General features: G+C 73.7%; 12 protein-coding genes. 11 read left to right on the top strand and 1 reads right to left on the bottom strand.

Translation table 11 applies throughout. The features are described 5' to 3' along the window. Positions 1-111: 111 nt before the first annotated feature. The 11 genes from G1H19_RS12410 (at position 112) to G1H19_RS12365 (ending at position 10,640) form a co-directional block, all read left to right on the top strand. On the top strand, positions 112-1,149 hold the full coding sequence (locus G1H19_RS12410; protein ID WP_235927836.1) for a sugar phosphate isomerase/epimerase family protein: 1,038 nt from the start codon (positions 112-114) through the stop codon (positions 1,147-1,149). After that, the gene (locus G1H19_RS12405) at positions 1,149-1,535 is read left to right on the top strand and encodes a C-glycoside deglycosidase beta subunit domain-containing protein (protein WP_152731158.1); all 387 of its coding nucleotides are present in this window, start codon (positions 1,149-1,151) and stop codon (positions 1,533-1,535) included. Before G1H19_RS12410 ends, G1H19_RS12405 begins: the two co-directional genes overlap by 1 nt. 13 nt (positions 1,536-1,548) lie before the next feature. Then, positions 1,549-1,959, top strand: a complete 411-nt coding sequence (locus tag G1H19_RS12400; RefSeq protein ID WP_152731157.1) for a C-glycoside deglycosidase beta subunit domain-containing protein — start codon at positions 1,549-1,551, stop codon at positions 1,957-1,959. After that, positions 1,956-2,987 (top strand): sugar phosphate isomerase/epimerase family protein, encoded by a 1,032-nt coding sequence (locus tag G1H19_RS23250; RefSeq protein ID WP_152731156.1) that lies wholly within the window; start codon positions 1,956-1,958, stop codon positions 2,985-2,987. Before G1H19_RS12400 ends, G1H19_RS23250 begins: the two co-directional genes overlap by 4 nt. Continuing rightward, positions 2,984-4,498 (top strand): GMC oxidoreductase, encoded by a 1,515-nt coding sequence (locus G1H19_RS23245; protein WP_174278056.1) that lies wholly within the window; start codon positions 2,984-2,986, stop codon positions 4,496-4,498. The genes G1H19_RS23250 and G1H19_RS23245 overlap by 4 nt, the downstream gene beginning before the upstream one ends. Beyond that, positions 4,495-6,012 carry a GMC oxidoreductase gene (locus tag G1H19_RS12385; protein WP_152731155.1) on the top strand — a complete coding sequence of 506 codons (1,518 nt, stop codon included), beginning with the start codon at positions 4,495-4,497 and terminating at the stop codon, positions 6,010-6,012. Before G1H19_RS23245 ends, G1H19_RS12385 begins: the two co-directional genes overlap by 4 nt. Before the next feature lie 2 nt (positions 6,013-6,014). Then, positions 6,015-7,316 (top strand): C-glycoside deglycosidase beta subunit domain-containing protein, encoded by a 1,302-nt coding sequence (locus G1H19_RS24530; RefSeq protein ID WP_204282674.1) that lies wholly within the window; start codon positions 6,015-6,017, stop codon positions 7,314-7,316. After that, positions 7,313-8,323, top strand: coding sequence for a sugar phosphate isomerase/epimerase family protein (locus G1H19_RS12375; RefSeq protein WP_162392114.1), 1,011 nt, complete (start codon positions 7,313-7,315; stop codon positions 8,321-8,323). The genes G1H19_RS24530 and G1H19_RS12375 overlap by 4 nt, the downstream gene beginning before the upstream one ends. 73 nt (positions 8,324-8,396) lie before the next feature. Next, positions 8,397-8,795, top strand: coding sequence for a C-glycoside deglycosidase beta subunit domain-containing protein (locus G1H19_RS22620; protein ID WP_202925702.1), 399 nt, complete (start codon positions 8,397-8,399; stop codon positions 8,793-8,795). An 11-nt stretch (positions 8,796-8,806) separates the two neighbouring features. Then, positions 8,807-9,862 carry a sugar phosphate isomerase/epimerase family protein gene (locus G1H19_RS12370; protein ID WP_202925703.1) on the top strand — a complete coding sequence of 352 codons (1,056 nt, stop codon included), beginning with the start codon at positions 8,807-8,809 and terminating at the stop codon, positions 9,860-9,862. A 1-nt stretch (position 9,863) separates the two neighbouring features. After that, positions 9,864-10,640: a TIM barrel protein gene (locus G1H19_RS12365; protein ID WP_162392115.1), complete on the top strand. Its 777-nt coding sequence runs from the start codon at positions 9,864-9,866 to the stop codon at positions 10,638-10,640. Positions 10,641-10,682: 42 nt separating this feature from the next. On the opposite strand, the gene G1H19_RS12360 is transcribed toward G1H19_RS12365, so the two are convergent. Then, positions 10,683-11,576 carry a homocysteine S-methyltransferase family protein gene (locus G1H19_RS12360; RefSeq protein ID WP_162392116.1) on the bottom strand — a complete coding sequence of 298 codons (894 nt, stop codon included), beginning with the start codon at positions 11,574-11,576 and terminating at the stop codon, positions 10,683-10,685. Positions 11,577-11,700: the final 124 nt, after the last annotated feature.

The following is an 11,700-nucleotide window of genomic DNA, read 5'->3' as shown; positions in this document are numbered from 1 at the left end:
ACACCGCAGGAGCTGTCATGGCACCGATCACGTCCCACGACCCGGCCACCGGCCGGGCCCCGATCCCCACCGCGTCGCGGCCTGCCGCGGCGAGCGCCTGAGGAGGCCGCCGTGACCACGCACACCGTCCGACGCGGCGTCAGCCTGTACTCCTACCAGGAGGAGTTCTTCCTCCGGACCATGTCGCTGGAGGACTGCATCCGGGCGGCCGCGGACTGCGGCGCGCTGGGCATCGAGGTGATCCCCGAGCAGTCGATCCCCGGGTACCCGCACCTGACCGACGAGTTCGTCGACACCTGGCACGGGTGGATGCAGCGCTACGGCACCCACACCGCCGCCACCGACCTCTTCCTGGACACCAAGCGCCACCCGGACCGCTGGCTGACCCTGGAGGAGCAGGTCGCCTCGATCCGGCAGGACGTGGACATCGCCGTGCGGCTCGGCGCCCGCATCGTCCGGGCGATCATCAACACCTCCCCGGAGGTGATGGCGGCCGCGGCCCCCTACGCCGAGGAGGCCGGGGTGCGGCTGCTGCTGGAGGTGCACGCGCCTTTCCACTACGAGCACCCGTGGATCCTGCAGCACCTGGAGGTCATGTACCGGACCGGTTCGCCGGCGCTGGGCCTGATGCCCGACATGGGCACGTACGTGCGCCGGTTCCCCCGGGTGGTGAGCGAGCGGGCGCTGCGCGACGGCGCCAAGCCGGAGCTGGTCGACCTGGTGGTCCGCACCTACGACGAGCACGGTGACACCCACGCGCTGATGGACGTCGTCCACTACCGCGGCGGGGGCCCGGCCGACTTCGGGCTGGCCCGGCAGGCGACGCACTACATCTGGTCGGAGCCGAAGGCGATGCTCGACCACATGCCGCTGATCGGGCACGTCCAGGCGAAGTTCTACGAGATGACCGACGAGGGGGTCGAGTACTCCATCCCCTACGACGAGATCGTCCCGGTCCTCGTCGACGGCGGCTTCGACGGCCACCTGTCCAGCGAGTACGAGGGCAACCGGCACGTCCAGGACGCCTTCCCGGTGGACAGCGTCGAGCAGGTCCGCCGCCAGCACGCCATGTTCGCCCGTCTGCTCGGGGAGCAGGACCCCGTCCTCCCCGGGGCGGGGCAGACGACCACAGGAACGGGGTCCATCTGATGTTCGACCAGTACATCGTCTGCGAGGAGGGCTTCCGGGCCCGGGACGACGGCCGGGCCGGCGGGGTCGTCGAGGTGCGGATGCCCTACTACCGGGGGCTGACCCTGTCGATGGTCGAGGCCGTCGACCTCGTCCTGGACGGCCGGCCGGTCCCCCCGGCGGACACCACCCTCACCGTGCACGGCAACACCTACGCCCCCGACCAGTTGGGCCGGACCACCGACGACCGGTGGGAGATGGGGGAGCGCGCCCAGCTCGCCTTCCTCACCGACGAGCCGCTGGCGCCGGGGGAGCACGACGTGGCCGTCGCCGTCCGGCTGCGCATCTCCTACATGCCCGTGCCCGGCGGTGGCCGCGACCGCAAGCGGCTGACGCTGGCCTCCTGAGAGGACCGGACCCATGGGACCCCTGGACGACCAGGTGGTGCGCGCCGACGCGCTCACCGCCACCCCCGACGGACTGGACATCGCCGTCCACTCGCACTGGTACCGCGCCCTGCCGCTGCCCTCCCTCGCCCGCGTCGACCTCACCGTCGACGGTCAGCGCGTCGACCCGGCCACGCTGGCCGTGACCGTGAACGGGCACCGGTACGCCTTCGCCGAGCTGGCGGAGCGGGGTGACGAGTACTGGTTCACCACCGACCCGGTGGTGCTGCACACCCCGGTGGCCACCGGGACGGGCCGGGAGCACCGGGTGCAGCTGCTGCTCGGGCTGTCGATCCCCTACATCCTCACCGGCCCGGACCGGGTGCCCCTGGTGGCGCCCAGCTCCACCGACAAGACCCTCACCGCCACGGGAGCCCGTCCATGACCACCACCGGGCCCGGCCTGCCCCGGCTGGGCACCACCCTGTTCAGCCTGACCCTCGAGCAGCGCCGGCCCGGCCGCGACCTGCGCTCGCTGGTCGCCGAGGTCGCCGCCCGCGACCTCGGCCCGGGGCTGGAGATGGTCGCCTTCCAGAGCCTGCGCGGCTGGCCCCGGCTCGACGACGCCGCGGTGGCCGAGGTCCGCGACGTCGTCGAGGGCTCTGGCCTGGTCCCGTCCTGCCTGGCGATCAACAACGACCTGGGTCAGTACCCGGGCCGGCTGCTGAGCGACGACGAGTCCCACGACTACGTCGCCGTCCAGCTGCGCGGCGCCGCCGCACTCGGCTTCCCGGTCACCCGGGTGGGCGTGGAGACCTCCCCGGCGATCCTGGAGCGGCTGCTGCCGCTGGCCGAGTCGCTCGGGATCGCGGTGGGCGTGGAGATCCACGCGCCGCTGACCATCGACGCCCCGCCGGTGGCCGCGCTCAAGGAGCTGTTCACCCGGCTGGACACGCCCCTGCTGGGGTTCATCCCGGACATGAGCTCGAGCATGCGGGCGGTGCCGGCCGCCGTGCACGACGCGCACCGTGCCGCGGGGATCGACCCGCAGGTCACCGCGGTGGCCGAGCAGCTGTGGGCCGAGCCCGGCGCCACCGCGGAGAAGTTCCCCGAGCTGGAGCGCCGGGCCGCGGCAGCCGGCGCGACCCCGGCCCAGGTCGGCAACCTGAAGATGCTGTTCACCATGCACGGCCGGATGGCGCCGGAGCGCTGGGCCGAGTTCTTCCCGCACGTCGTGCACGTGCACGGGAAGTTCTACGGCGTCGAGCAGGGCCCGGACGGGCTGACCGACCCGTCGATCGACTGGCCGGCCGTGGCCCGGGTGCTGGTCGAGCAGGGCTACACCGGGTTCATCTCCAGCGAGTACGAGGCACACGCCTACAGCGACCGGCACAGCGCCTTCGACCAGCTGCGCGCGCAGCACGACATGCTCGCCGGCCTCTTCGCTGCCCAGACCCCGGTGGCCGCCCGGTGAGCGCCTCCTACGACGTCGTCGTCGTCGGCTCCGGGCCGGTCGGGACGGCGGTCGCGCGGGAGCTGTCGGACACCGACCCGTCGCTGCGGGTGCTGGTGCTGGAGGCCGGGCCGGTGGTCGGCGAGGTGCCCGGTGGGCACGTCAAGAACATCGCCGACGCCGAGGCGCGCACCGCCGCGCTGGCCGCGCTGACCCCGCACGCCGACCCGCTGCCCGGTGGCACCCCGGCCCGGCCCGGCACCGTGCTGGTCGGCGCACCCGCCATGCCCAACGCCGCGGTGTCCACCAACGTCGGTGGGATGGGCGCGCACTGGACCGCGGCCTGCCCCCGGCCCGGCGACGACGAGCTGCCCGACGTGCTGGACCCGGCCCTGCTCGAGGTGGCGATGACCCGCGCCGAGCAGCTGCTGGCCGTCACCACCCACGCCTTCGACCGGGCCCCGCTGATCGGCGCCGTGCAGGCGGCGCTGGCCGACCACTTCGACCGCCCGCACCGCCGGCCGGTCGGCCCGATGCCGGTCGCGGTGACCGTCGCCGAGGACGGCGAGCTGCACTGGACCGGCCCGGCCGTGATCGCCGGGGACCTGTGGGAGCGCCCGCAGGTGGAACTGCGCGCGGGCACCGTGGCCCGCCGGGTGCTGCGCGAGGAGGACCGGGCCACCGGCGTGGAGGTGGTCGACGTCGCCACCGGTGCCCCCGGCACGGTGCACGCCCGCGCCGTGGTCGTGGCCGCCGACGCCTTCCGCACCCCGCAGCTGCTGTGGGCCTCGGGCATCCGGCCCGCGGCGCTGGGCCGGTACCTCAACGACCAGCCGCAGATCATGGCGGCGTCGGTGCTGGACGACCGGCACGTGCCGGCCGGTGCCCCGGTCGACAGCGCGGTGCCGCGGTCCTCGGCGTCCACGCCCGGCGGTGGCGCCATCCTGCCGCTGTCCGGCGTGTCCTGGGTGCCCTACGCCGCCGACCGGCCCTTCCACGGCCAGGTCATGCAGATGGACGCCTCCCCGGTGCCGCTGGACCCCGGCCTCACCGTCCGCCCCGGCCAGGTCGTCGGCCTGGGCTGGTTCACCCGCAAGGAGCCCACCGCCGACGACCGGGTCTGGTTCGACGACGCCGAGACCGACGCGCACGGCCTGCCGGCGATCCGGATCGACTACCGGCTCACCGAGGCCGACCTCGCCGCGATCGACGCGGCCACGGCGGAGATCACCGAGGCTGCGCGTGCCCTGGGCACCCCGCTGGGCGAGCCGTTCGTCATGCCGCCGGGCAGCTCCCTGCACTACCAGGGCACCACCCGGATGGGCCCGGCCGACGACGGCACCAGCGTCTGCGACCCCACCGGCCGGATCTGGGGCACGACCAACGTCTACGTCGGCGGCAACAACGTCATCCCGACCGCGACCGCCTGCAACCCCACCCTCACCGCCGTCGCCCTCGGCGTGATCACCGCCCGCGCGCTCGCCACCGAGCTCGCCGGCACCCGACCCCTCGCCCAGGAGGCCTCCGCATGACCCCGACCGTCCTGATCGTCGGCAGTGGGCCGACCGGCGCCACCTACGCCCGCCGGCTGCTCGAGCAGCTGCCCCGGGTCTCGGTGCTGATGGTCGAGGCCGGGCCGGTGGTCAGCACCCCGCCCGGCATGAACGTCAAGAACATCACCGACCCCGGCGAGCAGGCGGTTGCCCGGCTGGCCTCCCAGGGGCGGGCGGGGGAGAGCGGGGTGTCCGGCATCCCCGGTGGTGTGGTGGTCGAGGGCACGATCACCGCCCGGCAGGGCACCCACCTGGTCGGCCGCGCGGCCGACGGCTCGCCCGGCATGCCGGCCGCCGCCCTCGCGACCTGCGTCGGCGGCCAGGGCGCCCACTGGACCTGCGCGACCCCGCGCCCGATGGGCAGCGAGCGGATCGGCTTCCTGGACGAGGCCGAGTGGGAGCAGCACGTCGGCGCGGCCGAGGAGCTGCTGCACGTCACCACCACCGCCTTCGGCGACTCCCCGCAGGCCACCGCCATCCTGGATGCGGTCCGCGCGGAGCTGGCACCGGACGGCATCACCGTGCGCCCGCTGCCGGTGGCCGCCGACCCGCGCGAGGACGGCTCGCTGCGCTGGAGCGGCACCGACGTCGTCCTCGCCCCCGTGCTGGAGGACCCGCGGTTCACCCTGCGGTCGGAGACGCTCGCCGTCCGGCTGGTCCGGGACGGCGACCGGGTGACCGGTGCCGTGCTGCGCGACCTGCGCACCGGCGCCGAGGAGCAGGTGCGCGCCGACGCGGTCGTGGTGGCGGCCGACGCGATCCGCACCCCGCAGCTGCTGTGGGCCTCCGGCGTCCGCCCGGCGGCGCTGGGCCGGTACCTCACCGAGCACCCGCTGCTGTTCGGCGTGGTCGCCCTCCGGGAGGGCGCCGTCCCGCCGCGGGAGGACACGGTCACCCCGGTCGACCCGATCCGTGCGGTGGTCTCGGTGCCCTTCGACGAGGAGCGCCACCCGTTCCACGCCCAGCTCATGTTCACCCCGGTCTGTCCCGTGCCGCTGCCCGACGACAGCCCCTACCGCGACAACCCGGCCGGCTACGTCGGCATGGGCTGGGGCGTGCGCAAGTGGCCCCGTCCGGAGGACCGGCTGACGTTCGAGGACGAGCACCCCGACGAGAACGGCCTGCCGGGCGTCCGGATCGCCTACGAGGTCACCGAGCGCGAGGAGGCGGAGTTCCACCGGGCGCGCGAGGTCCAGGCCCGGGTCGCCGGTGCGCTGGGCGCGTTCGTGGAGGGCATGCCGAAGGTCATGCCGCCGGGCAGCTCGCTGCACTACATGGGCACCGTCCGGATGGGCCCGGTCGACGACGGCACCAGCGTGTGCGACACCGAGTCGCGGGTCTGGGGCGTGCCCGGTCTGGTGCTGGCCGGCAACGGGCTCATCCCCACCGCCAACTCGTGCAACCCCACCCTGACCAGCGTCTCCCTCGCGATCCGCGGCGCCGCCGCGCTCGCGGCCGACCTGCAGCCGGCCCTCGTGGCCGGGAAGGAGTGACCGTGCTCGACTTCCCGATCATCCAGGGCCGTGGCTTCCGCAACGTCGAGGACGGCGGCCGGGTCACCGGCTTCCAGTTCCAGCTGCGCAACCCCAACTACCGCGGCGGCCCGGCCAGCCTGATCGACGGCATCGAGGTCGTGGTCGACGGCGAGCGCGTGCCCGACCACGTGCCGCTGTGGACCCTGCAGGGCAGGACGATGGGCCTGGAGGAGCTGCGCGCCTCCACCGACGTGCGGTGGCAGCTCGACGAGCCGGCCACGATCACCGTGCCGTTCCCCGGTGGCCTGGCGGTGGGCGTGCACCGGCTGGAGGTCACGGTCTTCCTGCGCCGCTCGTACTTCCCGCCGATGGTCGCCCGGTCGCAGTTCACCGCCACCGGGTCGGGCGTGATCGTGCCCCCGGCGCCCGCCGGCGGCATCCGGCACGGCGTCTCCACCTACAGCTACACCGGTGACGTGAACACCTCCATGACGCTGGAGGACGTGTTCGCCGACATCGCAGACATGGGCGCGACCGGCATCGAGATCCTGGGCGAGGGCAACCTGCCCGGCTACCCGGAGCCGGACCCGGCCTGGATCGACGGCTGGCACGACCTGGTGCAGCGGTACGGCGTCACCCCGACCAACTTCGGCTGCTGGGTGGACACCACCCGGTACCCCGGACGGGACCTCACCGCCGAGGAGGGTGCCGAGCAGCTCCAGCTGGACCTGCGGCTGGCGCACCGGCTGGGCTTCACCTCGGTGCGGCCCAAGTTCGGTGTCGTCTCCTGGGACCTCGACCCGCACCCCATCTGGCAGGAGACCCTGGAGCGGTCGCTGGACCTCGCCGCCGAGCTGGACGTGGTGATCTGCCCAGAGATCCACGCCCCGACGCCGATCCGGCACCCGGTCACCCAGGGGTACCTGGACTTCATCGAGAAGACCGGCACCGGGCACGTCAAGCTGCTCATCGACACCGGCATCTTCCAGACCGCCGTCGTCCGGGAGAACGCCGAGGACCTCGGCACCGACGACGAGGACGACGTCCCGCCGCCGCTGCGGCCGTTGCGGGTGCCGATGGCCGACCTGGTCGAGGTGCTGCCGCACACGCACTTCATCCAGGCGAAGTTCTTCGAGATCGACGACGACCTCAACGACCTGCACGTGCCCTGGGGCGACATCGTCCCGACGCTGGAGGCGGCCGGCTGGAGCGGCTGGCTGTCCAGTGAGTACGAGGGCCGCCGCGAGCCGTACCGCGGGCGCGACCAGGTCCGGCGGCAGCACGCGCTGGTCCGCTCGCTGCAGCGCGGAGCACGGTCGTGAGCCGCCCGGTCACCCTGTTCACCGGGCAGTGGGCCGACCTGCCGTTCGAGGAGGTCTGCCGGCTGGCCTCGGGCTGGGGCTACGACGGTCTGGAGATCGCCTGCTGGGGCGACCACGTCGACCCCGACCGCGGCGCGATCGACGACGCCTACCTCGCGGAGAAGAAGGCGGTGCTGGACCGGCACGGTCTGCGGGTGTTCGCCATCTCCAACCACCTCAAGGGCCAGGCGGTCTGCGACGACCCGATCGACGCCCGGCACCGCGCCATGCTGCCGGACTCGGTGTGGGGCGACGGCGACCCCGAGGGCGTGCGGCAGCGGGCCGCCGAGGAGCTGAAGAACACCGCCCGCACCGCGGCCCGGCTCGGCGTGGACACCGTCGTCGGGTTCACCGGCTCGGCGATCTGGAAGTACGTGGCGATGTTCCCGCCGGTCGGCCAGGACGTGATCGACGCCGGCTACCAGGACTTCGCCGACCGGTGGAACCCGATCCTCGACGTGTTCGACGAGGTCGGCGTGCGGTTCGCGCACGAGGTGCACCCCAGCGAGATCGCCTACGACTACTGGACCACCCGGCGCACCCTGGAGGCCATCGGCCACCGGGAGGCGTTCGGGCTGAACTGGGACCCCTCCCACATGATGTGGCAGGACCTGGACCCGGTGGCGTTCATCCTCGACTTCGCCGACCGGATCTACCACGTCGACTGCAAGGACGTGAAGCTCGCCGTCGGCGGGGGCCGCAACGGCCGGCTGGGCTCGCACCTGGCCTGGGCCGACCAGCGCCGCGGCTGGGACTTCGTCTCCACCGGCCACGGCGACGTGCCCTGGGAGCAGTGCTTCCGGGCGCTGAACTCGATCGGCTACGCCGGCCCCGTCTCGATCGAGTGGGAGGACGCCGGGATGGACCGGCTGGTCGGCGCGCCGGACGCGCTGCAGTTCGTCCGGTCGAAGCTGTTCGACCCACCGGCCGCCGCGTTCGACGCCGCGTTCGCCACGAGCCGCGAGTGACCCCCGAGAGCCGGCTGCCGCAGCACGAGCCGTCCGTACCCAGGTCCTGACCACCCACCGAGAGGAACCACTCATGGCCACCGGCGACACCGTCCTCACCGACGACAGCCTCATCCGTCGACCAGACGGCCTCGGCATCGCGCTCACCGTGCCCTGGTACCGCAGCCTCTGGCTGTCCAGTGTCAGCTCGGTCGCCGTCCGGGTCGCCGGCCGCGAGATCCCGACCGCCGACCTGCGCGTCGAGCTCGGCGACCGCGTCTTCACCGTCGACGAGCTCCCCGAGCAGTGGGACGTCCTCTGGTTCATCCAGGACCGGCTGGTCGTCGTCGTCCCGATGGACGAGCCCCCGGCGGCCGGCGAGCAGCTCGACGTCGAGGCGACGGTCGACCTGAGGCTGCCGTACATGCAGATCGCCCCGATGACCTACGTCACCAACCACGCGACCAGCCGCCGCGCGCTGGCCGCCCGCTGAGGAGCCGACCGATGACTGCCACCGCACCCACCCGCGAGGTCCCGCCGGCCGTCCCGGGCAGCGACATCGCGCTCGGCCTCACCCTCTACTCGCTGACCAGCGAGTGGGCTGCCGGCCGCTACGACCTGGCCGGCCTGCTCGACGTCGTCGACGCCGCCGGGATCGGCCCGGGCATCGAGATCGTCGCCTCGCAGACGATCCGCACCTACCCGGACGTGACGCCGGAGTTCGTCCGCGCCTGGCGGGACGCCTTCGACCGGCACGGCTTCGTGCCCAGCTCCTTCGGCTGCAACCTGGACATGGGTCGCCGCCGGGACCGGGACATGACGCCGGAGGAGGAGTACGAGTTCACCGTCACCCAGTTCCGCAGCGCGCACGCGCTGGGCTTCCCGCTGGTGCGCATCCAGAGCGCTGCGCCCGAGCTGATCCGCCGGCTGCTCCCGGTCGCCGAGGAGCTCGACCTCACCATGGGCTGGGAGCTGCACGCCCCGCTCGGGCCCAACTCGCCCAAGGTGATGGAGATCCGGGAGACCTACGCCGAGATCGACTCCCCGCGGCTGGGCTTCGTGGCCGACTTCAGCTCCACCATGCACGCCATGTCGCCGACGATCCTGCGCAAGCTGGCGAGGATGGGCCTGGAGGCGCAGGACCTGGAGAAGCTGCAGGAGATCTGGGCGACCGACGCGGACATCAACGCCCGGCACGGCGCGTTCGTGCAGTACCTGCACACCCGCGGCATCGCCCCGGAGAGCCTCGGCTCGTTCGCCCGGCTGGCGTTCAACATGCACGGCCACGTCGACCCGGCCGAGTGGTCGGACATCATGCCGCAGATCAAGCACGTGCACGCCAAGTTCTACGACATCGACGAGCACGGCGACGAGCCGGCGATCGACTACCCGGCGATCGTCCGGGAGTTCGTCCGCGGCGGCTACCGGGGCTTCTTCTCCAGCGAGTGGGAGGGGCACGCCTTCGCCGACCTGGACGAGGCCGACCCGGTCGCGCTGGTCCGGGCGCAGCACGACCTGATCCGCCGGTCGATCACCGACGCGCTCGCCCAGGAGGGATGAGGTGTACCAACTGGCGGCGAACATCGAGCTGCTGTTCACCGAGGCGGGGCCGGACGCCGGGGACCGGGTCCGGGCCGCCGCCGCGGCCGGCTTCGACGCGGTGGAGATGTGGTCCTCCACCGACAAGGACCTCGACTCCCTCGGCAAGGCGCTGGCGGACACCGGCGTGCAGCTGACCTCGATGGTGGCCGGCCCGCGGATGAGCTACACCGTGCCCGGGACGGACCTGGCCCCGTTCTCCGCCGGACTGGACACCGCGGTGGCCCATGCGCGGCAGCTCGGCTGCCCGCGGGTGGTGCTCGCCTCCGGCACGGGCTTCCCGGGGATGGACCGGCAGCGCAACCTGCAGGTGCTCGTGGACCTCTTCGCCGAGGCGGTCGACCGAACCGCCGACTCCGGGGTGGGCTTCGTCCTGGAGCCGGTCAACTCCCGCGTCGACCACCCCGGGGTGCTCACCGACCGCACCGAGGACGCCGTGCACGTCGTCCGCGCCGTCGGCTCGGAGCGGCTCGGCATCCTGTACGACCTGTACCACTCGGTCACGATGGGGGAGGACCCCGCGACCGAGCTGGCCGCGGCGGCCGGCCTGGTGCACTACGTGCAGGTCGCCGACGTCCCCGGGCGCGGGGAGCCGGGCAGCGGTGGGCTGGACTGGGCTGCGCAGCTGGCCGTGGTCCGTGCCTCCGGCTACGACGGGCCGATCGGGTTGGAGTTCGTCCCGACCGTGCCGTCGGAGGAGTCGGTGCGGCACATCCGGTCGGTCGCCGCCGGCGCCTGACCCGCGAGCGGACCGCCGTCCGGCCGGGTGGCGCCGGACGGCTCAGGCCGTGCCGTCGCTGTCGACCGGGCTCCACAGGGCCCGGACGTGCCGGGCGTCGGTGCCGCAGCAACCGCCGAGGGTGGTGAGCGACGGCACCAGCGCGAGCAGCCGGGAGGTCTCGCGGGTGAGCAGGCCGAGGTCGCCCTCGTCGAGCTCCTCCATGACGTCCAGCTCGGCGTGGGTGAGCGTGGAGGCGTTGGGCCGGAAGCAGGTGAGCCTGGCCTGCCACGGTCCGCCGTCCAGCGCCGGGAGCACGTGCAGCGGGTGCGCGCAGTTGACCCCGAACCAGTCGGGGGCCGCCTGGGCGTCGGTCTGCTCGACCGCGGCGCGCAGTGGTGTGCCGTCCGGCAGGCGGCCGTCGGGCTCGACGGTGAAGGAGACGCCGACGGGCACCCCGGCGTCGCGCGCGGCGCGGACCACCCCGACCGCCTCCGCGACCTCGCTGAGGGTCATGGCGTGCACGACGTCGACACCGGCGGCGCCCAGGCTGCGCACCTGCGGCGCGTGGTACGCGGCCGCCTCGTCGGCGCGGTGACCGGCCGCCACGTAGCCGTCGCCCCGGGGGCCCACGATCCCGGACACCCGCACCGGGACACCGCCGACGTCGACCTGCCGGACCAGGTCGACGGCGGCCCGGTTGACGCGGTCCAGCGCGGCGGCGTCGAACTCCAGCCGGGCCCCCCAGTCGGGGTTCGCGCGCCAGGTCGGCGTCTCCAGCACCAGGCCCGCACCTGTTGCCGCGGCGACGGCCGCGTAGTCGCCGTAGTAGCCCGTCAGCACGCCGACGGCGGCCGGCTGCTCGACGAGCGGGAAGGCCGCGAACTCCGGCAGGTCGAGCCCGCGGTGGAACAGCAGGTCGGTCTCCAGGCCCCCGTCGGTCACCCACTGCAGCACGACGCCTTCTCCGGTCGGCACCCGTCGCGGTCAGTCGTACCAGCCGGCGCCCGGCGGCACGGGCTTCTCGTGCACGCCGTCCTGCGACCGTGGTCGGGGCATCGAGTGCCGACCCCGACCCCGG

Origin of the sequence: Goekera deserti, assembly GCF_010685995.1 — a bacterium.
Classification (GTDB): domain Bacteria; phylum Actinomycetota; class Actinomycetes; order Mycobacteriales; family Geodermatophilaceae; genus Goekera; species Goekera deserti.
Note: the sequence above shows the minus strand (reverse complement) of the source record. Positions and strands in the feature narration are given on the sequence as shown.